This window comes from Mesorhizobium sp. WSM4844 (genome assembly GCF_055811775.1).
This window is the reverse complement of sequence record NZ_JBVVQB010000008.1, coordinates 67,729-90,518: the sequence shown is the minus strand read 5'-3', so window position 1 is coordinate 90,518 and position 22,790 is coordinate 67,729. Positions and strand designations below refer to the sequence as shown.

At 62.5% G+C, this 22,790-nt stretch carries 34 protein-coding genes; all 34 read right to left on the bottom strand.

All coding sequences use genetic code 11. The annotated features are described in order from the left end of the window. Positions 1-134 precede the first annotated feature (134 nt). The 34 genes from AC0L2A_RS09670 to tuf all read right to left on the bottom strand — a co-directional run bounded on the left by AC0L2A_RS09670 (position 135) and on the right by tuf (position 22,757). Positions 135-926, bottom strand: a complete 792-nt coding sequence (locus AC0L2A_RS09670) for an ATP12 family chaperone protein (RefSeq protein WP_473608508.1) — start codon at positions 924-926, stop codon at positions 135-137. Positions 927-937: 11 nt separating this feature from the next. Next, positions 938-1,852 carry a DMT family transporter gene (locus AC0L2A_RS09665; protein ID WP_167366359.1) on the bottom strand — a complete coding sequence of 305 codons (915 nt, stop codon included), beginning with the start codon at positions 1,850-1,852 and terminating at the stop codon, positions 938-940. An 11-nt stretch (positions 1,853-1,863) separates the two neighbouring features. Further along, positions 1,864-2,844: an RluA family pseudouridine synthase gene (locus tag AC0L2A_RS09660; RefSeq protein ID WP_091591186.1), complete on the bottom strand. Its 981-nt coding sequence runs from the start codon at positions 2,842-2,844 to the stop codon at positions 1,864-1,866. 133 nt (positions 2,845-2,977) lie between these two features. After that, positions 2,978-3,355 carry a fluoride efflux transporter CrcB gene (crcB, locus tag AC0L2A_RS09655; RefSeq protein ID WP_473608506.1) on the bottom strand — a complete coding sequence of 126 codons (378 nt, stop codon included), beginning with the start codon at positions 3,353-3,355 and terminating at the stop codon, positions 2,978-2,980. Positions 3,356-3,423: 68 nt separating this feature from the next. Then, complete coding sequence (locus AC0L2A_RS09650) at positions 3,424-4,734, bottom strand: replication-associated recombination protein A (RefSeq protein WP_473608505.1); 1,311 nt, start codon at positions 4,732-4,734, stop codon at positions 3,424-3,426. Between the two features lie 51 nt (positions 4,735-4,785). Then, positions 4,786-6,273, bottom strand: coding sequence for a DegQ family serine endoprotease (locus AC0L2A_RS09645; protein WP_473494214.1), 1,488 nt, complete (start codon positions 6,271-6,273; stop codon positions 4,786-4,788). A 195-nt stretch (positions 6,274-6,468) separates the two neighbouring features. Next, on the bottom strand, positions 6,469-6,900 hold the full coding sequence (rplQ, locus tag AC0L2A_RS09640; RefSeq protein ID WP_023799277.1) for a 50S ribosomal protein L17: 432 nt from the start codon (positions 6,898-6,900) through the stop codon (positions 6,469-6,471). Positions 6,901-7,044: 144 nt separating this feature from the next. After that, positions 7,045-8,055, bottom strand: coding sequence for a DNA-directed RNA polymerase subunit alpha (locus tag AC0L2A_RS09635; RefSeq protein WP_023799278.1), 1,011 nt, complete (start codon positions 8,053-8,055; stop codon positions 7,045-7,047). 206 nt (positions 8,056-8,261) lie between these two features. Then, a complete protein-coding gene (gene rpsK, locus AC0L2A_RS09630) occupies positions 8,262-8,651 on the bottom strand; it encodes a 30S ribosomal protein S11 (RefSeq protein WP_023799279.1) in 390 nt (129 codons plus the stop codon). Positions 8,652-8,808: 157 nt separating this feature from the next. Next, positions 8,809-9,177, bottom strand: a complete 369-nt coding sequence (gene rpsM, locus AC0L2A_RS09625; RefSeq protein WP_023799280.1) for a 30S ribosomal protein S13 — start codon at positions 9,175-9,177, stop codon at positions 8,809-8,811. A gap of 191 nt (positions 9,178-9,368) precedes the next feature. Further along, positions 9,369-9,989, bottom strand: a complete 621-nt coding sequence (locus AC0L2A_RS09620; RefSeq protein WP_287176086.1) for an adenylate kinase — start codon at positions 9,987-9,989, stop codon at positions 9,369-9,371. Further along, positions 9,986-11,326, bottom strand: coding sequence for a preprotein translocase subunit SecY (gene secY, locus AC0L2A_RS09615; protein ID WP_023799282.1), 1,341 nt, complete (start codon positions 11,324-11,326; stop codon positions 9,986-9,988). The genes AC0L2A_RS09620 and secY overlap by 4 nt, the downstream gene beginning before the upstream one ends. Positions 11,327-11,517: 191 nt before the next feature. Continuing rightward, on the bottom strand, positions 11,518-11,991 hold the full coding sequence (gene rplO / locus AC0L2A_RS09610) for a 50S ribosomal protein L15 (RefSeq protein WP_027154037.1): 474 nt from the start codon (positions 11,989-11,991) through the stop codon (positions 11,518-11,520). A 22-nt stretch (positions 11,992-12,013) separates the two neighbouring features. Then, on the bottom strand, positions 12,014-12,211 hold the full coding sequence (rpmD, locus tag AC0L2A_RS09605) for a 50S ribosomal protein L30 (RefSeq protein WP_006205449.1): 198 nt from the start codon (positions 12,209-12,211) through the stop codon (positions 12,014-12,016). A gap of 24 nt (positions 12,212-12,235) precedes the next feature. Then, entirely contained in the window at positions 12,236-12,799 is a 564-nt protein-coding gene (rpsE, locus tag AC0L2A_RS09600) for a 30S ribosomal protein S5 (protein WP_006333394.1), read from the bottom strand. Positions 12,800-12,955: 156 nt separating this feature from the next. After that, positions 12,956-13,315 carry a 50S ribosomal protein L18 gene (gene rplR, locus AC0L2A_RS09595; RefSeq protein ID WP_023799284.1) on the bottom strand — a complete coding sequence of 120 codons (360 nt, stop codon included), beginning with the start codon at positions 13,313-13,315 and terminating at the stop codon, positions 12,956-12,958. 192 nt (positions 13,316-13,507) lie between these two features. After that, positions 13,508-14,041 (bottom strand): 50S ribosomal protein L6, encoded by a 534-nt coding sequence (gene rplF, locus AC0L2A_RS09590; protein ID WP_023799285.1) that lies wholly within the window; start codon positions 14,039-14,041, stop codon positions 13,508-13,510. A gap of 113 nt (positions 14,042-14,154) precedes the next feature. Next, the gene (gene rpsH, locus AC0L2A_RS09585; RefSeq protein WP_006205453.1) at positions 14,155-14,553 is read right to left on the bottom strand and encodes a 30S ribosomal protein S8; all 399 of its coding nucleotides are present in this window, start codon (positions 14,551-14,553) and stop codon (positions 14,155-14,157) included. Positions 14,554-14,565: 12 nt separating this feature from the next. Then, entirely contained in the window at positions 14,566-14,871 is a 306-nt protein-coding gene (gene rpsN / locus AC0L2A_RS09580) for a 30S ribosomal protein S14 (RefSeq protein ID WP_023799286.1), read from the bottom strand. A gap of 27 nt (positions 14,872-14,898) precedes the next feature. Further along, complete coding sequence (rplE, locus tag AC0L2A_RS09575; RefSeq protein ID WP_023799287.1) at positions 14,899-15,477, bottom strand: 50S ribosomal protein L5; 579 nt, start codon at positions 15,475-15,477, stop codon at positions 14,899-14,901. After that, the gene (gene rplX, locus AC0L2A_RS09570) at positions 15,470-15,784 is read right to left on the bottom strand and encodes a 50S ribosomal protein L24 (RefSeq protein ID WP_013531428.1); all 315 of its coding nucleotides are present in this window, start codon (positions 15,782-15,784) and stop codon (positions 15,470-15,472) included. The genes rplE and rplX overlap by 8 nt, the downstream gene beginning before the upstream one ends. Positions 15,785-15,796: 12 nt before the next feature. Then, on the bottom strand, positions 15,797-16,165 hold the full coding sequence (gene rplN, locus AC0L2A_RS09565; protein ID WP_006205457.1) for a 50S ribosomal protein L14: 369 nt from the start codon (positions 16,163-16,165) through the stop codon (positions 15,797-15,799). 71 nt (positions 16,166-16,236) lie between these two features. Next, a complete protein-coding gene (rpsQ, locus tag AC0L2A_RS09560; protein ID WP_023799288.1) occupies positions 16,237-16,476 on the bottom strand; it encodes a 30S ribosomal protein S17 in 240 nt (79 codons plus the stop codon). Between the two features lie 11 nt (positions 16,477-16,487). Further along, positions 16,488-16,688, bottom strand: coding sequence for a 50S ribosomal protein L29 (rpmC, locus tag AC0L2A_RS09555; RefSeq protein ID WP_023799289.1), 201 nt, complete (start codon positions 16,686-16,688; stop codon positions 16,488-16,490). 13 nt (positions 16,689-16,701) lie between these two features. Continuing rightward, entirely contained in the window at positions 16,702-17,115 is a 414-nt protein-coding gene (gene rplP, locus AC0L2A_RS09550; RefSeq protein WP_023799290.1) for a 50S ribosomal protein L16, read from the bottom strand. 27 nt (positions 17,116-17,142) lie between these two features. Further along, positions 17,143-17,868, bottom strand: coding sequence for a 30S ribosomal protein S3 (gene rpsC, locus AC0L2A_RS09545; protein WP_023799291.1), 726 nt, complete (start codon positions 17,866-17,868; stop codon positions 17,143-17,145). Then, entirely contained in the window at positions 17,868-18,257 is a 390-nt protein-coding gene (gene rplV, locus AC0L2A_RS09540) for a 50S ribosomal protein L22 (RefSeq protein ID WP_023799292.1), read from the bottom strand. Before rplV ends, rpsC begins: the two co-directional genes overlap by 1 nt. A 2-nt stretch (positions 18,258-18,259) precedes the next feature. After that, the gene (rpsS, locus tag AC0L2A_RS09535) at positions 18,260-18,538 is read right to left on the bottom strand and encodes a 30S ribosomal protein S19 (RefSeq protein WP_006205463.1); all 279 of its coding nucleotides are present in this window, start codon (positions 18,536-18,538) and stop codon (positions 18,260-18,262) included. Between the two features lie 16 nt (positions 18,539-18,554). After that, positions 18,555-19,388: a 50S ribosomal protein L2 gene (gene rplB / locus AC0L2A_RS09530; RefSeq protein WP_027154041.1), complete on the bottom strand. Its 834-nt coding sequence runs from the start codon at positions 19,386-19,388 to the stop codon at positions 18,555-18,557. Between the two features lie 23 nt (positions 19,389-19,411). Beyond that, entirely contained in the window at positions 19,412-19,705 is a 294-nt protein-coding gene (locus AC0L2A_RS09525) for a 50S ribosomal protein L23 (RefSeq protein ID WP_010909275.1), read from the bottom strand. Next, on the bottom strand, positions 19,702-20,322 hold the full coding sequence (gene rplD / locus AC0L2A_RS09520) for a 50S ribosomal protein L4 (RefSeq protein ID WP_027154042.1): 621 nt from the start codon (positions 20,320-20,322) through the stop codon (positions 19,702-19,704). The genes AC0L2A_RS09525 and rplD overlap by 4 nt, the downstream gene beginning before the upstream one ends. Continuing rightward, a complete protein-coding gene (rplC, locus tag AC0L2A_RS09515; protein WP_091591200.1) occupies positions 20,322-21,068 on the bottom strand; it encodes a 50S ribosomal protein L3 in 747 nt (248 codons plus the stop codon). The genes rplD and rplC overlap by 1 nt, the downstream gene beginning before the upstream one ends. Before the next feature lie 141 nt (positions 21,069-21,209). Further along, entirely contained in the window at positions 21,210-21,518 is a 309-nt protein-coding gene (gene rpsJ / locus AC0L2A_RS09510; protein ID WP_006205468.1) for a 30S ribosomal protein S10, read from the bottom strand. A gap of 63 nt (positions 21,519-21,581) precedes the next feature. Beyond that, positions 21,582-22,757 (bottom strand): elongation factor Tu, encoded by a 1,176-nt coding sequence (tuf, locus tag AC0L2A_RS09505; protein WP_091591201.1) that lies wholly within the window; start codon positions 22,755-22,757, stop codon positions 21,582-21,584. Positions 22,758-22,790: the final 33 nt, after the last annotated feature.

The following is a 22,790-nucleotide window of genomic DNA, read 5'->3' as shown; positions in this document are numbered from 1 at the left end:
GCCCGAACATCGGAATCGATGTTCGGAAAGCACGATGCATAGATTCAAAGTGTTAGAGCGTATTTTGCACGTCCAACTGGAACGCACGTCGCTCTAATAAGGCAAGGCGAAACGAATGAGGGCGGCGATTGCCGTCAGCCCTTGAGCGCCTCGAGGAGACCGACGGCGGCCATCATGTCGCGCTTGCGGTGGGCACGGCGGGCGACGGCTTCCGCGTCATGGCCCCAGTGCTCGGCCTGCCAGTCCTCGTCGACATGGCCGGCGGCCCAGGCTGCCTCGCCGTCGATCTCGCCGAAATCGACGGCCAGCGCCAGCAGTACCGATCCCGTCAACGAGGTCATGACGTGGATGGCGGCAAGCCGGAGCGGGTCGGCACGCTGGGCAAGATGAACGCCGAGCACCGCGATGCTCTCGCGCGGCTGCTCGACATGCATCACCCCTTCGGCGAGGTGAAACCGGGCGCCGAGCGCGCTCCGCGCCCAATCGATGACGGGATCCCAATATTCGTTCTGCCGATCGACGAGCCCTTGGGGGGCGTCGGCGCGATAGCAGAGCAGGTCGGACGAGGCAAAGCGCAGGATGTCTTCCAAAACCGCCTGCGGGTCGCTGGCGACGCCGTCGATGGCCGTGTTGACCAGACGCATGACCGGCATCGTCATCGGGTCGATCGTCTCGCCTTGCGCGGCGAACTCGCCGGCGACCAGAGCGGCGGCTTTTTCGGTCGGCAGGATCAGAAACGCCTTGCCCGGCGTACGGACCGGCTTGCCATCGAGATGAACCGCAAAACCAGCTTCGGCCGGTGCGACCGAGACGGTTTTGTAGAAGCGTTTCGGCAGGTGCGTCTTCATCTGGATCTGGGCACGGCGTACCGGATCCGGATCGGAAAGCTGCTTTCCCGCTTCGAGGTCGTTGAGAATATCGCGCATGCCGGAGCCTTTCATCCGGGGATCTGTTTTCGGGCCGGCCGATTCACAATGATCAGACCGGCTGCGATGAGGCCGAGTGCCAGGAAAATACGGATGGTCAGCGGCTCGTTCAAGAAGATGGCGCCGCACAGCACGCCGAACACCGGCGACAGGAAGGTGAAGCTCGACAGGCCCGATGCCGGATAGCGCCGCAGCAACCAGAACCAGAGCACATAGGTGAAGGCGACGATGTAGACCGCCTGGAAAAGCAAGGCCAAGGTCGGCAAAGCGGCGAAGTCGCGGACGGGCGGCCCGGCGAAAGGCAGCACCAAGGCGCCGACCATCGCAGCGCCCGCCAGTTGGTAGAGCAGCAACTTCTCGGCGCTCGTTTCCGCCAGTTTCGTGCGCTTGATGACGATGTAGGTCAAGGCCCACAGAATGCCGGCGCCGAGACTGAGCAGATCACCAATCAGGGTCGCACCGTTATCGGCGCTCAACTGGTCGGAGAACACCGCGACCAGGCCGGCGAAAGCGAGCAGAAGGCCGACGAGCCGGCGCGCGGTGATGCGTTCGTTGAGCAGGAAATGCCCGCCGACCAGCACCCAGAACGGCATGGTGTTGACCAGCAAGGTGTTGCGCGCGACGGTCGTCTGTTCGAGCCCGACATAGAGAAACAGGAACTCGAGACCAAAGAGCGCGCCTGCCAGAATGCCGGCGACAAGGGTTCCGTCGCGACTGAAAAGCGCAATGCCGCGCCAGCGGCACCAGACGAGAACGCACAGCCCGCCGATGACCGACCGCGCGATCGACAGGAAAACGGGATCGTAGCCGGCATAGGAGATCTTGGCGGCGACGTAGTTCAGCCCCCAGGAAAAGGTCAGTCCGACCATGATGGCGGCGGCGGCCATGTCGACCCTGTCGCGGCGGTCGAGCGTATCGGTGGCCATGCCCACTGGACCTAGTCCTCCGCGCTGGCGTCGTCGAAGCCGATCAGGTTCCAGCTCTGGCGCATATGCGGCGGCATCGGTGCGGTGACGTCGATAAAACCCTTGTCGGGATGCGGGATGACGATGCGGCGCGCGTGCAGATGCAAGCGGTTCTGCATGCCGCCGGGAAAATCCCAATTGGTGTCGGCCTCGAAATATTTGGGATCGCCGATGATCGGGCAGCCGATGTGAGCGGCATGGACGCGAAGCTGGTGGGTGCGGCCGGTATAAGGCTCCATCTCCAGCCAGGACAGGGTCTGCGCCGCCTGCTCGACGATCCGGTAATAAGACACCGCGTGGTCGGCGCCCTTTTCGCCATGCTTGGCGACGCGCACGCGGTCGCCGTCGGGCGTCGGTTCCTTGATCAGCCAGGTCGAGATCTTGTCCTCGCGCTTCGGCGGCACGCCCTTGACCAGCGCCCAATAGGTCTTCTTGGTCTCACGCGCCCGGAACGCCTCGGCAAGCTTCATGGCGGCGAGCCTGGTGCGGGCGACGACCAGCACGCCTGACGTGTCGCGGTCGAGCCGGTGCACCAGACGCGGTTTCTCGCCCTTCTGGCTGCGCCAGGCTTCCAGCATGTCGTCGACATTGCGGGTGACACCTGAGCCACCCTGGACGGCGAGGCCGGCCGGCTTGTTGAAGACAAACACTTTTGGATCTTCATGGATCAGCATCTTGGCCAGAACGTCGGCGTCGCCCTGGTTGCGGATCGAATGACCGGTGAGCGGGCTCTCGCCCTTCTTGTCCACTTCGAGCGGTGGGATGCGAACCGTCTGGCCCGGCTCGACGCGGGTATCGGCCTTAACCCTGCCGCCGTCGACACGGATCTGGCCGGAGCGCAGCAACTTTTGCAGATGGCCGAAGCCAAGACCCGGAAAATGGGTCTTGAACCAGCGATCGAGCCGCATGCCCGCCTCGCCGGCCTCCACCGTGATCTGTTCTACGCCTGCCATTGTCTCGTTTTTACCCGTTTCTAGCGCATGACCTGAAATCGATCTTCGGAAAGGGTCATGCGCAAATCAAAAAGCTACAGCGTCCTTGGCGCGCCCTGAGGGGCACGCGGCGCTGCAAGCGGGGGCAATAGCATTAAGGCAGGCTTCTTGCGAGCCAAAGACCCAGAAACAGGGCAATGATCGCGCCAATGAGGCTGGCAAGGGCGTATCCGAACGCCGGCAGCGTCGCGCCGCGCTCCCACAGCGTCGCGAAATCGAGCGAAAAGGCGGAGAACGTGGTGAAGCCGCCGAGGATTCCGGTGGCGACGAACAGCCGAAGCTCGTTCGATCCGCCGTAGCGCCGCGCCAGGGTCGTGATGAACAGGCCCATGGCAAAGGAGCCGGCAATGTTGATCGCCATCGTGCCCCAGGGAAAACTCGGGCCGACAAGACGCAGCGCAACGAAATTGACGACGTGGCGGAGCCCGGCACCAATAGCGCCGCCCGCAGCAACGAGGAGGAGATTGATCATCGCCGTTTACTGCCCTTACAGGGTGGCTCGGTCAATCCCTGCCCCTGAGCGGGAAAGTAGGCGCGAGCCTACTTTTTTCGCTCGCCGCGCAGCTTCGCCCAATAGTCGAGCCGCTTCCTGATATCACGCTCGAACCCGCGCTCGGGCGGATCATAGAATGTGCGGCGGCCCATCTTTTCCGGAAAATAATCCTGTCCGGAAAAAGCGTCCGGCTCGTCGTGGTCGTAACGGTAGCCGGCGCCGTAATCTTCTTCCTTCATCAGCTTGGTCGGGGCGTTGAGGATGTGTTTGGGCGGCAGCAATGAGCCGAACTCCTTAGCCGCCTGTGTGGCGGCCTTGAAGGCGGTGTAGACGGCGTTGGATTTGGGCGCGCTGGCGAGATAGACCGTGGCCTCGGCGAAGGCGAGTTCGCCCTCTGGCGAGCCCAGATAGTCGTAGGCATCCTTGGCGGCATTGGCGACGACCAGCGCCTGCGGGTCTGCCAGCCCGATATCCTCCATCGCCATGCGCACCAGGCGGCGGCCGAGATAGAGCGGGTCCTCGCCGGCATCGAACATGCGGGCGAGATAATAGAGGGCGGCGTCGGGGTCGGAGCCGCGCACCGATTTGTGCAGCGCCGAGATCAGATTGTAATGGCCGTCCTGGCCCTTGTCGTAGATCGGCGCGCGGCGCTGGACGATGCGCTGCAGGCCCTCGGCGCTGAACACCTCGCCTGACTTGGCGGCGCGCCAGACCTCTTCGGCCAGCGTCAGCGCCGCACGACCATCGCCATCGCTCATGCGGACGAGCATCGCCCTCGCCTCGTCGTCGAGCGGCAGCGCCCTGCCCTCGGTCTCCTCGGCACGCGCCAGCAGTTTTGCGATGCTGTCCTCACCGAGCGAATGAAAGACCAGCACGCGCGCGCGGGACAGTAGCGCCGCATTCAGCTCGAAGGAGGGGTTTTCGGTGGTGGCGCCAACCAACACGACGGTGCCGTCTTCCATCACAGGCAGAAAACTGTCCTGCTGGGCGCGGTTGAAGCGATGGATCTCGTCGACGAAGAGCAGCGTCTGACGGCCGTTGGTGCGGCGCAGCTTCGCCGCCTCGAACACTCTCTTCAGGTCGGCGACTCCGGAAAACACCGCCGATATCTGTTGGAACGCAAGGCTGGTTTCGCCGGCAAGCAGCCGCGCGACCGTGGTCTTGCCCGTCCCGGGCGGCCCCCAGAAGATCATCGAGCCGAGCGAGCCGGAGCCGATCAGCCGCGTCAGCGCGCCGTCGGGTCCGGTCAGATGCTCCTGGCCGACGACCTCGCTGAGGTTCTGCGGGCGCAGCCGGTCGGCCAGCGGCCTGCCGGGCGGCGCCTTTTCCGGTTCATCGACACTGAACAGATCGGCCATGCACGTCTTTTCGTTGGAGCGCGATCTCGTCCGAAGGATCGACGCTCGGGCTCAGTAACGCAACACCTGGCGCAGTATCTGCCCGCCGCGCTCGACGGTAAAGCGCCACCAGCGCGTCTCCTGCATGGCTGCCTGCTCCAGGGTCGCGGCGGTATCGATGGTCAAGCCGTTGACCTCGCGAACGATGTCGCCCGGCTGGAAGCCGAAACCGGCTGCGGGCGAACCGCGATTGATGTCGATCACCGTAACACCCTTGACATCCGTGCGAATGCCGAGCCGCTGGGCGAGCCGCGGCGACAGTTCCGCAACCTTGGCACCGGAGAACGGGCTGCGACCGCGCAGCGTCACTTCCGCGAGTTTCGCACCTTCCGGCGCACGCTCCAGCGCGATGTCCATCGCCGCTTGCTGGCCTTTGCTCAGAACGGCGAAGCTGGCATTGGTGCCGATCGACAGCGTCGCCATCCGGTAATCCAGCGCCTCGATGCTCTCGACCGGCGTGCCATTGAGCGACAGCACGACGTCACCGGCCTTGAGCCCCGCCTTGGCCGCCGGCCCGGCTTCGTCGATGGACGAAACCAGTGCCCCGGTCGGCGTCTCGAGACCGAGCGATTCGGCGATTTGCGGCGTCACGCGCTCGAATTCGGCGCCGATATACGGCCGCTCGAAGAAGTCGCGCCCGGCCTTGGCCGCATCGGCAAACGCGCGAACCATATTGGAGGGAATAGCAAAGCCGATGCCGATCGAGCCACCGCTGCGGCTGTAGATCGCCGTGTTGATGCCGACCAGTTGGCCACCCATGTTGATCAGCGCACCGCCGGAATTGCCGGGATTGATCGCAGCGTCGGTCTGGATGAAGAAACTGGAATCGGAAACGCCGATGTGGCTGCGGGCAAGTGCCGAAACGATGCCGCTGGTGGTGGTCTGGCCGACACCGAAGGGGTTGCCGATGGCCAACAACAGGTCGCCGACCTCGAGCGCGTCGGAATCGCCGATGGCGACGACCGGAAATGGCTTGTCGGCGGAGATCTTGAGCACGGCGAGGTCAAGCGTCTCGTCCTTGAGCAGCACCTTGCTGTCGAATTCACGCCCGTCCGCGGTGGCGACCTTGACCTGATCGGCGTCCTTGATGACGTGGAAATTGGTGACCACTATGCCTGTCGGGTCGACCAGCACGCCGGAGCCGAGCGAAGACTGCGCACGCGGCTGCGAACGGCCGAAGAACTCTTCGAAGAACGGATCGCCGTCGAAGGGCGACCTCAGCCTGGCCGTTTGCGAGGCATAGACATTGACCACGGCCGGCGCCGTCTGCTTGACCAGCGGCGCAAACGACAGTTGCATCTCCTCGCGGCCGAACGGTACGCGCTTGTCCGGACCGGAGGTGGCATTTTCGCCTTCGGCGCCGCGCAACATGTCGGTCAGCACGTCGGACAGACCGGGATCGGCCTTGGTGTCCTGAGCCAGCGCCTGCCTGGCGGCCGGCACGACTGCCGCCGCCATCAAGGCGCAGAGTAGAACAAGGGACAGCCGTTTTACGCGCATTCCGAATCCTCCGGGGTCGGGCGCCATTGTCCCGACGATTGTGCAAAATGAAAGGCTAAGTCGATGTAATCGAATTATTCTCGAGGAAAAGACATGGGCTTAAGTCAAGACAGTCCCCGCAATGCTCCCTACCGCTGCCAGAATGCACAAAAGGGCCCGCAGGCCCTTTTGAACTCTTTGAGGGAAAACCGAAGCTTATGCGGCTGCGGCTTCCTCGTCGGTGCCTTCTGCCTCGATGCGGGCACGGTCGCCGGCGCCCTTGGCCGAGGTGTCGCGATCGACGAACTCGATGACCGCCATGGCGGCATTGTCGCCGTGGCGGAAGCCCGCCTTCATGATGCGCAGATAGCCGCCGTTGCGGGTGGCGTAGCGCGGCGCGATCGTGTCGAACAGGCGCTTGACGACGCCTTCATTGCCGATCTGGGCAATCACCTGGCGGCGGGCATGCAGGTCGCCGCGCTTGCCGAGCGTCACCAGCTTCTCGACGATCGGACGCAGATCCTTCGCCTTCGGCAAGGTGGTGAGTATCTGCTCATGCTCGATGAGCGACACGGCAAGATTGGCAAACATCGACTTGCGGTGGCTTATGCTGCGGGCGAACCGGCGGCCTTTAAATCCGTGGCGCATGGCTCTTCTCCTGGTGTTGTGGGCGGTTGGCCCGGCTGTTTCGTTTTGTGAATGGTCAATAGTGAATGGTGAATGGAAGGACTCTACCTCTCCGAAGTCGCCGACCGACGACCATTCACCATTTCACCATTCTCAATTCACCGGTCAGTATTGATCTTCGTAACGCTTGGCGAGGTCTTCGATGTTTTCCGGCGGCCAATCCGGCACTTCCATGCCGAGGTGCAGGCCCATCGCCGCCAGGACTTCCTTGATCTCGTTCAGCGACTTGCGGCCGAAGTTCGGGGTGCGCAGCATCTCGGCTTCGGTCTTCTGGATCAAGTCGCCGATATAGACGATGTTGTCGTTCTTCAGGCAGTTGGCCGAACGCACCGAAAGCTCGAGTTCGTCGACCTTCTTGAGCAGCGCCGGGTTGAAGGCAAGCTCGGTCACCTGCTCGGCGGCGACTTCCTTCTGCGGCTCGTCGAAATTGACGAACAGGCCAAGCTGGTCCTGCAGGATGCGGGCGGCGAAAGCCACCGCGTCCTCGCCCGAGATCGAACCGTCGGTGTCGATCGTCATGGTCAGCTTGTCGTAGTCGAGAACCTGGCCCTCGCGGGTGTTCTCGACCTTGTAGGAGACCTTCTTGACCGGCGAGTAGAGGCTGTCGACCGGGATGAGGCCGATCGGCGCGTCTTCGGCGCGATTGCGGTCGGCCGGAACGTAGCCCTTGCCGGTATCGACGGTGAACTCCATGCGGATTTCTGCGCCCTCGTCCAGCGTGCAGATGACGTGGTCGGGATTGAGGATCTCGACGTCGCCGACCGTCTGGATGTCGCCGGCCAGAACAGCGCCCGGTCCCTGCTTGCGCACGACCATGCGCTTGGGGCCGTCGCCTTCCATGCGGATGGCGATTTCCTTGATATTCAAGACGATATCGGTCACGTCCTCACGCACGCCGGCGATGGACGAGAATTCATGCAGAACGCCGTCGATCTGCACGGCGGTCACCGCCGCGCCACGCAGCGAAGACAGAAGCACGCGACGCAGCGCGTTGCCGAGGGTCAGGCCAAAGCCGCGCTCGAGCGGCTCGGCGACCAGCGTGGTCAGCGTCTTCTTCTTCGAAGAGAACTCGATCTTGTTCGGCTTGATCAGTTCCTGCCAATTTTTCTGGATCATGATGCTTTCCTTCCGTTGACCCGCCACCATCCAATCGTGGCGGGCGACCTGGAATGCCGTGGAGGAACGCTCCTGGCGTTCGCGCGGCGTTCGGTAATTTTTTCCCTAAAGCGCGTAGCGCTTCAGGTCTCTGTTCTTATGCCTGTCGTTGCCCCAAACCGCTGCGCTCTCGGTTCAGGCCCGAGGCAATGCTTGGGCGACAATCTTTAGACGCGGCGCTTCTTGCGCGGGCGGCAGCCATTGTGCGGGATCGGCGTCACATCACGGATCGAGGTGATGGTGAAGCCGGCTGCCTGCAATGCGCGCAGCGCCGATTCACGACCGGAGCCGGGTCCGCAGACCTCGACCTCAAGCATGCGCATGCCGTGTTCCTGGGCCTTCTTGGCAACGTCCTCGGCAGCCATCTGGGCAGCGAACGGGGTCGACTTGCGAGATCCCTTGAAGCCCTGGGCTCCCGCCGACGACCAGGCAATCGAATTGCCCTGCGCGTCGGTGATGGTGATCATCGTGTTGTTGAAGGTCGAGTTGACGTGGGCAACGCCCGACGAGATATTCTTGCGTTCGCGACGGCGAACACGTGTGGCTTCCTTGGCCATGATGGTCCTTTCAGTTGATCTCTACACCGCCGTAATGCCAGCGGCTCCACCTTCGTAAGGGAGTAGGGGAATAGGGCAGTAAGGGAGTAGGGAAACGCGCAATCCAATTGGCGGCTGTTCCCTACTGCCTTACTCCCCTACTCCCTTATTCCCTAAATTACTTCTTCTTGCCGGCGATCGACTTGGCCGGGCCCTTGCGGGTGCGCGCATTGGTATGCGTGCGCTGGCCGCGAACCGGCAGCGAGCGGCGATGACGCAGGCCGCGATAGCAGCCGAGGTCCATGAGCCGCTTGATGTTCATCGACACTTCGCGGCGCAGATCGCCCTCGACCTGGTAGTCACGGTCGATCGTCTCGCGGATCTGCAGCACTTCCGCGTCGGTCAGCTGGTTGACGCGACGCTCGGCCGGGATGCCGACCTTGTCGACGATCTCCTGAGCGAAGCTCTTGCCAATGCCGTGAATGTACTGAAGCGCAATGACGACGCGCTTGTTGGTAGGAATGTTGACGCCGGCTATACGAGCCATGTTCTTCTCTTCTCCATGTGGGCCGGACAAGCCGGCGCTGTCAAAGTTGCCCCGCGTCCGGTGGAGGCCGGCCCATGCGGGAGTTTCCAGTTCAAAGCGGCTGCCTTGCCCTTGCGGGCAAGCAAGCCTCATGCCTGATAGGAAGACGGGCCGCCATACCCCAGCGAACCGCTCCAGTCAAGCGCAATCGTTTATTTTCCGTTCGCAGACCGTTGCGCCGCCGCTGGGGTCGCAGCCGTGAGCACCGCTTCGATCTGCCGCGTCACCGCATCGATGTCGGCCATGCCGTCGACACCTCTCAGCTTGCCCTTGGCATAGTAGTAGCCGATCAGCGGCGATGTCTTCTTGTAGTACTCCTTCAGGCGCTCTTCGAACACCGCCGGATTGTCGTCCTTGCGCACCGGCAGACCCGCGGCCTTGGCCTCTTCGGCGCGCTTGCCGATTCGGCCAACCAGCGCCTTGTCGTCGACGACAAGTTCGATGACGGCGTCGAGAGTGAGGCGGCGAGCCGAGAGCATCGATTCAACCGCGTCCGCCTGCACCAGGGTTCGCGGATATCCGTCAAGGATGAATCCCCTAGCGCAATCGGCCTGATCGATACGCTCGGCGACGATAGCGTTGACGATGGCGTCGGAAACCAGTTCGCCAGCGTCCATCACCGCCTTGGCCCGTTTGCCGACTTCGGTGCCGGCCTGGACAGCAGCGCGCAGCATATCGCCCGTCGAGAGTTGGGGAATGCCGTATTTTTCTACCAGTCTTTGTGCTTGCGTCCCCTTGCCCGCCCCTGGCGGCCCAAGCAATATCAACCTCATCTGGCTTTCTTCCCCCCGCGCAGCTTCGACTTCTTGATCAGGCCCTCATACTGGTGCGCGATCAGGTGACCCTGAATTTGCGCCACCGTGTCGAGCGTTACACTGACCACGATCAGAAGCGATGTGCCACCGAGGTAGAATGGTACGCCAGTCGCTGAAATCAGGAACTCGGGCAGCAGACACACCAGCACCAGATAAATGGCGCCGACGACAGTTATGCGGGTAAGGACATAGTCGATGTAATCCGCGGTGCGCTCGCCCGGACGGTAGCCCGGAATGAAACCCGAATGCTTCTTAAGCTGGTCGGCGGTGTCCTTCGGGTTGAAGACGATCGCCGTATAGAAGAAGGCGAAAAACACGATCATCGCCGCATAGAACGCCATGTAGAGCGGCTGGCCATGACCGAGTGCCGCCAGGACGGTGCTGGCCCAGGCTGGCATGTTGGTCGTCTGCGAGAAGCCGGCGACCGTCGCCGGCAGCAACAGCAGCGAAGAGGCGAAGATCGGCGGAATGACGCCGGCGGTGTTGAGCTTGAGCGGCAGGTGCGAGGTGTCGCCCTGGAACATGCGGTTGCCGACCTGGCGCTTGGGATACTGGATCAGCAAGCGCCGCTGGGCGCGCTCGAAGAACACGATCAGCGCGATGACGACGACGGCGAGAACGATGATCGCCAGGATCAGGCCGGTCGACAGCGCGCCGGTGCGGCCAAGTTCCAGCGTACCGGAAATGGCTTGCGGCAGGCCGGCGACGATGCCGGCAAAGATGATCAGCGAAATGCCGTTGCCAATGCCGCGGGCGGTGATCTGCTCGCCGAGCCACATCAGGAACATGGTGCCGCCGACCAGCGTGATGACGGTCGAGATGCGGAAGAACATGCCGGGATCGCTGACGATGCCGCTGCCGCCTTCCAGTCCGACCGCAATGCCGTAGGCCTGGACCAGCGCCAAAAGCACGGTGCCGTAGCGAGTATACTGGTTGATGACCTTGCGGCCCTGCTCGCCTTCCTTCTTCAGCGACTCCAGTGACGGGATGACGGAGGTCATCAGCTGCATGATGATGGAAGCGGAGATATAGGGCATGATGCCGAGGGCAAAGATCGCCATGCGCTCGACGGCGCCACCGGCGAACATGTTGAACATGCCAAGCACGCCCTTGCTTTGCGACGAGAAGGCCTGGGCGAAGGCGTCGGGATTGATACCGGGCAGCGGGATATAGGTGCCGAGGCGGTAGACCAGCAGCGCGCCAACGGTGAACCAGATGCGCTTCTTCAGATCCTCCGCCTTGGCGAAGGCCGAGAAATTCAGATTCGAGGCTAGTTGTTCAGCAGCCGAAGCCATGCCTGATTCTCCGCTTGGTCACGCTCGATGGCCCGCAACTCAGGCGGCGCGTGTCACCGAAGCTCACGAGATAAGCTCCGGACTGCAAACATGCAAGCGGCCGCGTTGACGCGGCCGCCATATTGAGCAGATCAAAGTGCAATCAAAAGCGAAACGTGTCCCACTCTTGCCGATCGCGCTTCAAATCGCCGTTACTCGGCTGCTGCCTTTTCCGGCAGCTTCACCGACCCGCCGGCCTTTTCGATCTTCTCGATGGCAGCCTTGGAGGCGCCGGCCACGTCGAAGGCAAGCTTCGACTTGATCTCGCCGTCGGAGAGGATGCGCACGCCGTCCTTGACGCGGCGGATGACGCCGGCCGCGACCAGCGCTTCGGCGGTCACGGTCGTCTTGGCGTCGAGCTTCTTGGCATCGAGCGCAGCCTGGATGCGGGCCAGCGACACGACGGCAAAGCTCTTGGCGAAGATGTTGTTGAAGCCACGCTTCGGCAAGCGCCGGTAGAGCGGCATCTGGCCACCCTCGAAGCCGTTGACGGCGACGCCGGAGCGCGCCTTCTGGCCCTTGACGCCGCGACCGGCGGTCTTGCCCGAGCCGGAGCCGATGCCGCGGCCGAGACGCTTCCTGGAATGCGTCGCGCCGTCCTTGTCACGCAGATCGTTGAGTTTCATCTGAGTTCTCCTGCGCTCTGGTTCAGCCCTCGTCCACGACGCGGACGAGATGCTGGACGGCAGCGATCATGCCGCGCACGGAGGGGGTGTCCTCCAGCGTGCGCTGCTTGTGCATCTTGTTGAGGCCGAGGCCGACCAGCGTCGCGCGCTGCTCCTTCGGCCGGCGGATCGGCGAACCGATCTGCTCGACGGTGATGGTCTTGGTTGCTTTCTTGGCCATGGTCAATATCCCTGGTCAGCGCGACTATTCTTCGGCCGCAACGGCGGTGCCGCGGCGGGCCTGAAGGGTCGAATACTTGATGCCGCGCGCGGCAGCCACATCCTTGGGATGCATCTGGCTCTTCAGCGCGTCGAAGGTGGCGCGAACCATGTTGTAGGGGTTCGACGAACCCATCGACTTGGCGACCACGTCATGCATGCCGAGCGTCTCGAAGACGGCGCGCATCGGGCCGCCGGCGATGATGCCGGTACCCTGCTTGGCAGCGCGCAGCAGAACGCGTCCGGCACCCCAGCGTCCTTCGACGTCGTGATGCAGCGTACGGCCCGAGCGCAGCGGCACGAAGATCATGTCGCGCTTGGCCGATTCGGTCGCCTTGCGGATCGCCTCTGGCACTTCGCGCGCCTTGCCGTGACCGAAGCCGACGCGGCCCTTCTGGTCGCCGACGACGACAAGTGCTGCAAAGCCGAAGCGCCGGCCGCCCTTGACGACCTTGGCGACGCGGTTGATGTGGACGAGCTTGTCCACCATGCCGTCGTCGCGCTCTTCGCGATCACGGCCGCGGCCGCCATCCCTACGTTCCTGTGCCATATCCTGTTCCTTGTTTTTTTCCGGAAGCACGGTTGATGATGATATCCGGTTCCCTCTGTGGGTTGCCGGGAGCGAAACTCATTTTTCCCTTCGCATGATCTTATCCGAAAAGTCTGCAACTTATTGCTGCGCTGACCTCCGGTTCGGGATCATGCTTTAGAAGCTCAAGCCACCTTCACGGGCGGCCTCGGCCAGCGCCTTGACGCGGCCGTGATAGATGTACGGTCCGCGGTCGAAGACGACTTCCTTGACGCCGGCCTTCGAAGCGCGCTCGGCAATCAGCTTGCCGATCGCCACAGCGGCGGCAGTGTCGGCACCGGTCTTGAGCGAACCCTTGAGGTCCTTCTCCAGCGTTGAGGCGGCAGCGATGGTGTGGCCCTTGGCGTCGTCGATGACCTGGACGTAGATGTTCTTCGACGTGCGGTGGACCGACAGACGCGGACGCTCGCCAGCGACCTTCTTGATCTGGCGGCGGACGCGCTGAGCGCGGCGTTGGGTGGAGTCTTTCGAGCCCATGATATCAGTTCCTTGCCTTCAAAAAACGGGGGCAACCCTGTGCGGTAGGACAAGCCTCCCGCGACCGCTCCCCGCGGCGTTGATTTGCAGTGAATGGTGAATGGAAAAATGGTGAAAGGTAGAAACCAGGTGCCGCCCGGCTCCTGCCCATCCTACTGCCATTTTACCATTCACCATTCACCATTGACGAAATTACTTCTTCTTGCCTTCCTTGCGGACGATCTTCTCGCCAGCGTAACGAACGCCCTTGCCCTTGTACGGCTCAGGACCGCGATATTCGCGGATCTCGGCAGCGACCTGACCGACCTTCTGCTTGTCGATGCCGGTCACGGTGATTTCCGTCGGCTTCGGCACGGTGATGGTGATGTCCTGCGGCGTTTCGTAGACGACGTCATGGCTGAAGCCGAGCGCCAGCTGCAGGTTCTTGCCCTGCATGGCGGCGCGATAGCCGACGCCGGTGATCTCGAGCTTCTTTTCGAAACCGTCCTTGACGCCCTGCAGGATGTTGACGATCTGCGTGCGCGACATGCCCCATTTGGAACGGGCGGTCTTGGTCTGGTCGCGTGGCTGGACAGCGATCTCGCTGCCTTCCATCTTGACCAGCACTTCGTCGTTGACCACGAACTTCAGCTCACCCTTGGGGCCCTTCGCCGTGACGGTCTGGCCGTCGACGGTCGCGGTCACGCCCTGCGGCAGCGAAACGGGTTTCTTTCCAATACGAGACATTGTTGTCTCCTCTTTCCTTAACTGCTGTGAATGGTGAATGGTAAAATGGTGAATAGCGCGATCAAAGTCTCGTGCAGTCTCACCATTCACTATTCACCATTGACCATTCACCCTTAGAATATCTGGCAGAGGATTTCCCCGCCGACATTCTGTTCACGCGCTTCGTGGTCGGCCATCACGCCCTTCGGCGTCGAAAGGATGGCGATGCCGAGGCCGTTGGCGACGTGCGGGATCGACTTCGCCGAAACGTAAACGCGACGGCCCGGCTTCGAGACGCGGGCGATTTCGCGCACCACCGGCGCACCGTCGAAATACTTCAGCTCGATCTCGATTTCGGACTTGCCGTTGTCGAAGTCGGTCTGGCTGTAGTCGCGGATATAGCCTTCCGCCTTCAGCACGTCGAGGACGCGGGTGCGCAGGCGCGAGGCCGGCGTCGAAACGCTCGACTTCTTGCGGCCATAGGCGTTGCGGATGCGGGTCAGCATATCGCCGAGAGGATCGCTCAATGACATGTTATGTCCTCCTTACCAGCTCGACTTGACCAGGCCCGGGATCTGGCCGTTATTGCCGAGATCACGAAGCGCGATGCGCGATACTTTGAGCTTGCGATAATAGGCACGCGGACGTCCGGTGACTTCGCAGCGGTTGCGGATGCGGATCTTGGCCGAGTTGCGCGGCAGTGCCGCAAGCTTCAGCTGAGCGCGGAAGCGCTCTTCCATCGGCTTGGACTGATCCATGATGATCGCCTTGAGGACCTTACGCTTGGCAGCGTACTGGTCCACAAGCTTGCGGCGCCTGTTGTTCTTCTCGACTGAGCTGGTCTTTGCCATTTCAGATTTTTCCTTTTCTCGCTGCCGTTACTGGCGGAAGGGGAAGTTGAAGGCCTTGAGCAATGCCCTGGCTTCGTCGTCCGTCTTCGCAGTCGTACAAACGATGACGTCCATGCCCCAGATCTGATCAACCTTGTCGTAGTTGATCTCCGGGAACACGATGTGTTCCTTGATGCCCATGGCATAGTTGCCACGGCCATCGAAGCTCTTCGGATTGAGTCCGCGGAAGTCGCGGACGCGCGGCAGCGCGATGTTCACGAGGCGGTCGAGGAACTCGTACATGCGTTCCTTGCGCAGCGTGACCTTGGCGCCGATCGGCATCTTTTCGCGGACCTTGAAGCCGGCGATCGAGTTGCGCGCATGGGTGACGACGGCCTTCTGGCCGGCGATCAGCGCAAGATCTTCCGCCGCGATCGAAGGCTTCTTCGAATCGCCGGTCGCCTCGCCGACGCCCATGTTCAGCACGATCTTGTCGATGCGCGGAACCTGCATCTCGTTCTCGTAGCCGAACTGCTCCTGCAGCGCCTTGCGGATGGTCTCGTTGTAGACCTGCTTGAGGCGCGGCGTGTTCTGGGCAGTCGCCTGCTTGGTTTGAGCCTTAGCCATTGATGACTTCTCCCGAGCGCTTGGCGACGCGCACCTTCTTGCCGTCCTTCTGGAAGATGAAGCCGACACGGGTCGGCTTGCCATCCTTGGGGTCGGCCAGCGCGATGTTCGACAGCTGGATCGGCGCTTCCTTGGTGATGATCCCGCCCTCTTGGGACTGGGACTGCTTCTGGTGACGACGGATCATGTTGACGCCGCGCACCAGCGCGGTGTCTTCCTTCGGCTGTACCGAGAGGACTTCGCCCGAACGGCCCTTGTCCTTGCCGGCCAGCACGACGACCTTGTCGCCTTTTCTAATCTTCTGCATTGGTCCGGCTCCTTACAGCACTTCAGGCGCGAGCGAGATGATCTTCATGTGGTTCTTGGCGCGGAGTTCGCGCGGAACCGGTCCGAAGATACGCGTGCCGATCGGCTCTTTCTTGTTGTCGACGAGAACGGCCGCGTTCTTGTCGAAACGGATCACGCTGCCGTCCGGGCGGCGGATGTCCTTGGCCGTGCGAACCACGACCGCCTTCATCACATCGCCCTTCTTGACGCGGCCGCGCGGGATGGCTTCCTTGATCGACACCACGATGATGTCGCCCACGGAAGCGTATTTCCGCTTCGAACCGCCCAGCACCTTGATGCACATGACACGACGGGCGCCGGAATTATCCGCGACGTCGAGGTTTGTTTGCATCTGAATCATGACTGGCCGCCTTCTTCTCTTCTAGCGGGACGGGCGCAAAGCCCCTCCCCGGTCTGTCCAAAATTCGTTGTTTACGCCTGGTCCGAAGACACGACGGTCCAGCGTTTGTCCTTGGAAATCGGCTTCGATTCCTGGATGAACACCTGATCGCCGACCTTGTGGGCGTTGTTCTCGTCGTGCGCCTTGTACTTCTTGGTCATGCGCACGGTCTTCTTCATCACGGGATGCGTGAAGCGCCGTTCGACCTTGACGACAACCGTCTTCTCGTTTTTGTCGCTGACGACGGTGCCCTGCAGAATGCGCTTTGGCATGGTTTTCGTCCTTAAGCCTTCTTAGCCGCGGACTTTTCCGCAGCGATGGTCTTGATACGCGCAATGTCCTTGCGGACCTGCCTCACGCGCGCGGTCTTCTCGAGCTGGCCGGTGGCCTTCTGGAAGCGCAGGTTGAACTGCTCCTTCTTCAGGCTGGCCAACTCGTCGGTCAGCTGGTCCTGGGTCTTGGTCCGGATGTCTTCGGCTTTCATGATCAGCCCGTCCTTATTCTGCGATGCGCTGTACGAAGCGCGTCCTGACCGAGAGCTTGGCCGCGCCGAGACGCAGCGCCTCACGGGCGGTTTCCTCATTGACGCCGTCGATCTCGAACATGATCCGGCCGGGCTTGACGCGCGCCGCCCAGTAATCGACCGCGCCCTTGCCCTTGCCCATGCGGACTTCGGTCGGCTTCGACGTCACCGGCACGTCCGGAAAGATACGGATCCAGACACGGCCGGCGCGCTTCATCTCGCGGGTGATCGCGCGGCGGGCCGCCTCGATCTCACGCGCGGTGACGCGGTTCGGCTCAAGCGCCTTCAGCCCGAAACCGCCGAAATCCAGATTGGTGCCACCCTTGGCGGCACCGTGGATACGACCCTTGAACTGCTTGCGGAACTTTGTGCGCTTTGGCTGCAGCATCGTTCTAACTCCAAATTCTCAACTGTCTCAGGCGTTTTCGCGACGGCGACCGCGTTCGCGCTCACCACCACCGCCATGCGCATGATCGCCCTCGGTGGCGCGGCGCTCCGAAGCCATCGGGTCGTGCTCGAGGATTTCGCCCTTGAACACCCAGACCTTGACACCGCAGATGCCGTAGGCGGTGTGTGCTTCGGCCGTGCCGTAGTCGACGTCGGCGCGCAGCGTATGCAGCGGCACGCGACCTTCGCGATACCATTCCATGCGCGCGATCTCGGCGCCGCCGAGACGGCCGGCGCAGTTGATGCGGATGCCTTCGGCACCGAGGCGCATCGCCGACTGCACGGCGCGCTTCATGGCGCGGCGGAACGCGATACGGCGCTCGAGCTGCTGGGCGATCGACTGGGCGACCAACGTCGCGTCGATCTCGGGCTTACGCACTTCGACGATGTTCAAATGCGTCTCGGACTTCGTCATCTCCATCAGCTTCCTGCGAAGCTTCTCGATGTCGGCGCCCTTCTTGCCGATGATCAGGCCCGGACGCGCCGCATGGATGGTGACGCGGCACTTCTTGTGCGGACGCTCGATCACGACCTTCGAAATCGCAGCCTGCTTGAGTTCCTTTTCAAGATACTTGCGGATCTTGATGTCCTCATGCAGCAGCTTGCCGTATTCGCCGGTGTTGGCGAACCAGCGCGAATCCCAGGTGCGGTTGATGCCGAGACGCAGACCGATCGGATTGATTTTCTGGCCCATTATGCGGCCTCCACTTTTTCTTCGACTTCACGAACGACGATCGTGAGGTGCGAGAACGGCTTCTCGATACGGCTGGCGCGGCCACGGCCACGGGCATGGAACCGCTTCATGACGATCGACTTGCCGACATAGGCTTCCGCCACAATCAGCGCATCGACGTCGAGGTCGTGGTTGTTTTCCGCGTTGGCGATCGCCGATTCCAGCGTCTTCTTGACCGTGCCGGAAATCCGCTTGGCCGAGAATTCGAGATCGGAAAGCGCTGTCGCGACCTTCTTGCCGCGGATCAGCGCGGCAACCAGGTTCAGCTTCTGCGGGCTGATACGGATCGTGCGCAACACGGCGCGCGCTTCGTTGTCAGCAAGCCTGCGCGGAGCTTTGGCCTTGCCCATGATTATTTCCTCTTCGCCTTCTTATCCGCGCCGTGACCGTAATAGGTCCGGGTCGGAGCGAATTCACCGAACTTGTGACCGACCATGTCCTCGTTCACCGAAACGGGAACGTGCTTCTGGCCGTTGTAGACACCGAAGGTGAAGCCGACGAACTGCGGCAGGATGGTGGAGCGACGGCTCCACATCTTGATCACCTCATTGCGACCACCTTCACGAACCTTGTCCACCTTCTTGAGAAGGTAGCCGTCAATGAAGGGGCCTTTCCAAATCGAACGAGTCACTTGGCGTTACCTCTTCTTAGCTCTTGCGCTGATGGCGCGAGCGCAGGATGAACTTGTCGGTCGCCTTATTGGACCGCGTCTTCTTGCCCTTGGTCGGCTTGCCCCAAGGCGAAACCGGATGGCGGCCACCCGAGGTGCGGCCTTCGCCGCCGCCGTGCGGATGGTCGACCGGGTTCATGGTCACGCCGCGGTTGTGCGGACGTTTTCCCCGCCACACCGTGCGGCCTGCCTTGCCGTCATTGATGTTGCCGTGGTCCGGGTTGGACACGGCGCCGACAGTGGCCATGCACGAGCCGTGGACGACACGCTGCTCGCCGGAGTTGAGGCGCAGGATCGCCATGCCCTGGTCACGGCCGACGAGCTGGGCATAACCGCCGGCCGAACGGGCAACCTGGGCACCCTTGCCCGGCTTCAGCTCGATGTTGTGGACGATCGTGCCGACCGGCATCGAGGCCAGCGGCATCGCATTGCCCGGCTTCACGTCAACCGCTTCGCCGGCCACGATCTTGTCGCCGGCAGCAAGGCGCTGCGGAGCGATGATGTAGGACAGCTCGCCATCGTCATACTTGATCAGCGCGATGAAGGCGCTGCGGTTCGGATCGTATTCGATACGCTCGACCGTGCCGACAATGTCGAACTTGCGGCGCTTGAAGTCGATGATCCGGTACGTACGCTTGTGACCGCCGCCGATGAAGCGGGCGGTGATGCGGCCGTAATTGTTGCGGCCGCCCGATTTGGTCAGGCCCTGGGTCAGGCCCTTGACGGGCTTGCCCTTGTAGAGGCCCGAGCGGTCGACGATGACCAGCTGGCGGGTGCTCGGCGTTATCGGGTTGAATTTTTTCAGTGCCATGTCTGTTGTCCTCGCGGTCTTGCTCAGAGACCCGTCGCGACGTCGATCGACTGGCCGTCGGCCAGCGTCACGATCGCCTTCTTGACGTCGCTCTGGCGGCCGATCGTGCCGCGGAAGCGCTTGATCTTGCCCTTGCGGACAAGCGTGTTCACGGCCATCACCTTGACGCCGAACAGCGCTTCGACGGCAGCCTTGATTTCCGGCTTCGACGCCTTCTTGGCGACGTTGAAGACGACCTGGTTCTGCTCGGAAGCCATGGTCGACTTTTCGGTGATCGCCGGCGAGACGATCACGTCGTAGTGACGAAGGTCGGTCATTTGAAGCGCTCCTCGAGAGCCTCGACGGCGGCCTTCGAAAGGACCAGCGTGCCGCGGCGCAGAATGTCGTAGACGTTGATGCCCTGGATGGGCAGCACGTCGATGTTCGGGATGTTCGTCGCCGCCAGCTTAAAATTCTTGTCGAGCTCGGCGCCGCCGATCAGCAGGGCGTTGGACAGGCCCAGCGTCGCGAAGTTCGCGATCAGCGCCTTGGTCTTGGCCTCGGTCAGCATCAGCTCATCGATGATGATGAGCGAGGCGCTCTTGGCCTTGGCCGAGAGAGCATGCTTGAGGCCCAGCGCACGCACCTTCTTCGGCAAATCGTGCTCGTGGCTGCGGACGACCGGGCCGTGGGCCTTGCCGCCGCCGCGGAACTGCGGAGCGCGTGCCGAATGGTGACGGGCGCGGCCCGTACCCTTCTGCTTGTACATCTTGGCGCCGGTGCGGGCGATCTCGGCGCGACCCTTGGTCTTGTGCGTGCCCTGCTGCTTCTTGGCAAGCTGCCAGCGCACGACGCGCTGCAGGATGTCCTCGCGCGGATCAAGGCCGAAAATCTCCTCGGAGAGTTTCACCTTGCCGGCGTCCTTGCCGCCAAGCGTTGTGATCTTGAGGTCCATTATTCCGCTCCCTCTGTGGCCGGGGCATCTACTGTGGCCGGGGCATCGTTCTTGGCGCCATCATTGGTTGCAATGGCGCGGATTGCGGCGGGCTTCGGCGCATTGGCCGGCAGCGCAACCTTGGCTGCGTCACGGACCAGGATCCAGGCGCCCTTCGAACCGGGAACCGCGCCGCGGATCAGGATCAGACCGCGATCGGCATCGGTCGAGACGACCTCGACATTCTGCGTGGTGACGCGGGTGTCACCCATGTGGCCGGCCATATGCTTGCCCTTGAACACCTTGCCCGGGTCCTGGCGCTGGCCGGTCGAGCCGTGCGTACGGTGCGAGACCGAGTTGCCGTGGGTCGCGCGGCCGCCGCCCATGTGGTGCCGCTTGATGACGCCCTGGAAACCCTTGCCGATCGTGGTTCCCGTCACATCGACCTTCTGTCCGACGACGAAATGATCGACGGTGATCTCGGCGCCGACATCGATCATGTTGTCGGCGGAGACGCGGAATTCGGCAACCTTGGCCTTCGGCTCGACGGAAGCGGTCGCGAAATGGCCGCGCATCGCCTTCGACGTGTTCTTCACCTTGGCAAGGCCAACGCCGAGCTGGACGGCGGTATAGCCGTTCTTCTCCTGCGTGCGCTGCGCCACGACCTGGCAGTTCTCCATCTGGAGAACGGTGACGGGAACATGTTCCCCGGCATCGTTGTAGATGCGGGTCATTCCCACCTTCTTTGCAATCACACCTGAACGCATCGGTTCATTCCTTTAGAGTTCCCTGTCGGGGCTGTCGCCCCTCCACGCCTCTTGTTCCTTCAGAGTTCCCTGTCGGGGCTTGTCGCCCCTCCACGCCTCTTGTTCCTTCAGAGTTCCGGGTCGCCCCGCCGCTCTGGTTCCTTAGAGCTTGATCTCGACGTCGACACCGGCGGCAAGATCGAGCTTCATCAAAGCGTCGACCGTCTGCGGGGTCGGATCGACGATGTCGAGCAGACGCTTGTGCGTGCGCATCTCGAACTGCTCGCGGCTCTTCTTGTCGACGTGAGGCGACCGGTTGACCGTGAACTTTTCGATCCGCGTCGGCAGCGGAATGGGGCCGCGGACGTTGGCGCCGGTGCGCTTGGCCGTCGACACGATTTCCCGCGTCGAGGCGTCAAGCACCCGGTGATCAAACGCCTTCAGGCGGATGCGGATATTCTGTCCGTTCATGCGTCACTTCCTTGTTCTGGCGCGGCGCGGGCAGCGCCCGCGACAGATCGGTTTAAGTCCAAATTACTCTTTGATGGTGACGACGATGCCGGCACCGACGGTGCGGCCGCCTTCACGGATGGCGAAGCGCAGCTTCTCTTCCATGGCGATCGGCACGATCAGCTCGACATCGACGGTGATGTTGTCGCCAGGCATCACCATCTCGGTGCCTTCCGGCAGCGACACGATGCCGGTCACGTCGGTCGTGCGGAAGTAGAACTGCGGCCGGTAGTTGGTGAAGAACGGCGTGTGACGGCCACCCTCGTCCTTGGTCAGGATGTAGGCCTCGGCGACGAACTTCTTGTGCGGCTTGACCGTGCCCGGCTTGGCCAGAACCTGGCCGCGCTCGACACCTTCGCGGTCGACACCGCGCAGCAGCGCGCCGATGTTGTCGCCGGCCTGGCCCTGGTCGAGCAGCTTGCGGAACATCTCGACGCCGGTGCAGGTCGTCTTGGTGGTCGGACGGATGCCGACGATCTCAAGCTCCTCGCCGACCTTGACCACGCCGCGCTCGACGCGGCCGGTCACAACCGTGCCACGACCAGAGATCGAGAACACGTCCTCGATCGGCATCAGGAACGGCTTGTCGAGCGGGCGAACCGGCGTCGGGATGTAGTCGTCGACCGCAGCCATCAATTCGCGGATCGAATCCTCGCCGATCTTCTTGTCGGAATCTTCCAAAGCCGCAAGCGCCGAACCCTTGACGATCGGAATGTCGTCGCCGGGGAACTCGTTCTTGGTCAACAGCTCACGCACCTCGAGCTCGACCAGCTCGAGCAGCTCGGCGTCGTCGACCTGGTCGACCTTGTTCAAGAACACCACGATCGACGGCACGCCGACCTGGCGGGCCAGCAGGATGTGCTCGCGGGTCTGCGGCATCGGGCCGTCGGCGGCCGACACGACCAGGATCGCGCCGTCCATCTGCGCAGCACCGGTGATCATGTTCTTGACATAGTCGGCGTGGCCGGGGCAGTCGACATGGGCGTAGTGGCGGTTGGCCGTCTCGTATTCGACATGCGCCGTCGAGATGGTGATGCCGCGCGCCTTCTCTTCGGGCGCCGCATCGATCTGGTCGTAGCGCTTGTATTCGCCAAAATACTTGGTGATCGCCGCCGTCAGCGACGTCTTGCCATGATCGACATGGCCAATCGTGCCGATGTTCACATGAGGCTTTGTACGCTCGAATTTACCTTTTGCCATGTGATCTCTCCATTCCTGCTCGCCCGTGCGGGC

Excerpts from the sequence above, each read along its gene's own strand:
- rplB (WP_027154041.1), bottom strand. The coding sequence starts at position 19,388 with ATGGCACTGAAAAAATTCAACCCGATAACGCCGAGCACCCGCCAGCTG.
- crcB (WP_473608506.1), bottom strand. The coding sequence starts at position 3,355 with ATGATCAATCTCCTCCTCGTTGCTGCGGGCGGCGCTATTGGTGCCGGG.
- AC0L2A_RS09660 (WP_091591186.1), bottom strand. The coding sequence starts at position 2,844 with ATGGCAGGCGTAGAACAGATCACGGTGGAGGCCGGCGAGGCGGGCATG.
- AC0L2A_RS09670 (WP_473608508.1), bottom strand. The coding sequence starts at position 926 with ATGCGCGATATTCTCAACGACCTCGAAGCGGGAAAGCAGCTTTCCGAT.
- rplE (WP_023799287.1), bottom strand. The coding sequence starts at position 15,477 with ATGGCTAAGGCTCAAACCAAGCAGGCGACTGCCCAGAACACGCCGCGC.
- rpsN (WP_023799286.1), bottom strand. The coding sequence starts at position 14,871 with ATGGCAAAGACCAGCTCAGTCGAGAAGAACAACAGGCGCCGCAAGCTT.
- rpsC (WP_023799291.1), bottom strand. The coding sequence starts at position 17,868 with ATGGGCCAGAAAATCAATCCGATCGGTCTGCGTCTCGGCATCAACCGC.
- rpsK (WP_023799279.1), bottom strand. The coding sequence starts at position 8,651 with ATGGCCAAGGAAGCCACACGTGTTCGCCGTCGCGAACGCAAGAATATC.
- rplO (WP_027154037.1), bottom strand. The coding sequence starts at position 11,991 with ATGAAACTCAACGATCTGCGTGACAAGGACGGCGCGACGCATTCCAGG.
- AC0L2A_RS09645 (WP_473494214.1), bottom strand. The coding sequence starts at position 6,273 with ATGCGCGTAAAACGGCTGTCCCTTGTTCTACTCTGCGCCTTGATGGCG.
- tuf (WP_091591201.1), bottom strand. The coding sequence starts at position 22,757 with ATGGCAAAAGGTAAATTCGAGCGTACAAAGCCTCATGTGAACATCGGC.
- rplQ (WP_023799277.1), bottom strand. The coding sequence starts at position 6,900 with ATGCGCCACGGATTTAAAGGCCGCCGGTTCGCCCGCAGCATAAGCCAC.
- AC0L2A_RS09525 (WP_010909275.1), bottom strand. The coding sequence starts at position 19,705 with ATGACCGACCTTCGTCACTACGACGTGATCGTCTCGCCGGCGATCACC.
- rpsJ (WP_006205468.1), bottom strand. The coding sequence starts at position 21,518 with ATGAACGGACAGAATATCCGCATCCGCCTGAAGGCGTTTGATCACCGG.
- AC0L2A_RS09620 (WP_287176086.1), bottom strand. The coding sequence starts at position 9,989 with ATGAGGTTGATATTGCTTGGGCCGCCAGGGGCGGGCAAGGGGACGCAA.
- AC0L2A_RS09650 (WP_473608505.1), bottom strand. The coding sequence starts at position 4,734 with ATGGCCGATCTGTTCAGTGTCGATGAACCGGAAAAGGCGCCGCCCGGC.
- rpsQ (WP_023799288.1), bottom strand. The coding sequence starts at position 16,476 with ATGCCAAAGCGCATTCTGCAGGGCACCGTCGTCAGCGACAAAAACGAG.
- rplV (WP_023799292.1), bottom strand. The coding sequence starts at position 18,257 with ATGGGCAAGGCCAAAGCTCCGCGCAGGCTTGCTGACAACGAAGCGCGC.
- AC0L2A_RS09665 (WP_167366359.1), bottom strand. The coding sequence starts at position 1,852 with ATGGCCACCGATACGCTCGACCGCCGCGACAGGGTCGACATGGCCGCC.
- rpsE (WP_006333394.1), bottom strand. The coding sequence starts at position 12,799 with ATGGCACAGGAACGTAGGGATGGCGGCCGCGGCCGTGATCGCGAAGAG.
- rpmC (WP_023799289.1), bottom strand. The coding sequence starts at position 16,688 with ATGAAAGCCGAAGACATCCGGACCAAGACCCAGGACCAGCTGACCGAC.
- AC0L2A_RS09635 (WP_023799278.1), bottom strand. The coding sequence starts at position 8,055 with ATGATCCAGAAAAATTGGCAGGAACTGATCAAGCCGAACAAGATCGAG.
- rplN (WP_006205457.1), bottom strand. The coding sequence starts at position 16,165 with ATGATTCAGATGCAAACAAACCTCGACGTCGCGGATAATTCCGGCGCC.
- rpsH (WP_006205453.1), bottom strand. The coding sequence starts at position 14,553 with ATGTCATTGAGCGATCCTCTCGGCGATATGCTGACCCGCATCCGCAAC.
- rplF (WP_023799285.1), bottom strand. The coding sequence starts at position 14,041 with ATGTCTCGTATTGGAAAGAAACCCGTTTCGCTGCCGCAGGGCGTGACC.
- rpmD (WP_006205449.1), bottom strand. The coding sequence starts at position 12,211 with ATGGCCAAGAAAGCAACCAAGACCATCACCGTCGAGCAGATCGGTTCG.
- rplC (WP_091591200.1), bottom strand. The coding sequence starts at position 21,068 with ATGCGTTCAGGTGTGATTGCAAAGAAGGTGGGAATGACCCGCATCTAC.
- secY (WP_023799282.1), bottom strand. The coding sequence starts at position 11,326 with ATGGCTTCGGCTGCTGAACAACTAGCCTCGAATCTGAATTTCTCGGCC.
- rplR (WP_023799284.1), bottom strand. The coding sequence starts at position 13,315 with ATGGGCTCGAAAGACTCCACCCAACGCCGCGCTCAGCGCGTCCGCCGC.
- rplX (WP_013531428.1), bottom strand. The coding sequence starts at position 15,784 with ATGCAGAAGATTAGAAAAGGCGACAAGGTCGTCGTGCTGGCCGGCAAG.
- rplP (WP_023799290.1), bottom strand. The coding sequence starts at position 17,115 with ATGCTGCAGCCAAAGCGCACAAAGTTCCGCAAGCAGTTCAAGGGTCGT.
- rpsM (WP_023799280.1), bottom strand. The coding sequence starts at position 9,177 with ATGGCTCGTATAGCCGGCGTCAACATTCCTACCAACAAGCGCGTCGTC.
- rplD (WP_027154042.1), bottom strand. The coding sequence starts at position 20,322 with ATGGACCTCAAGATCACAACGCTTGGCGGCAAGGACGCCGGCAAGGTG.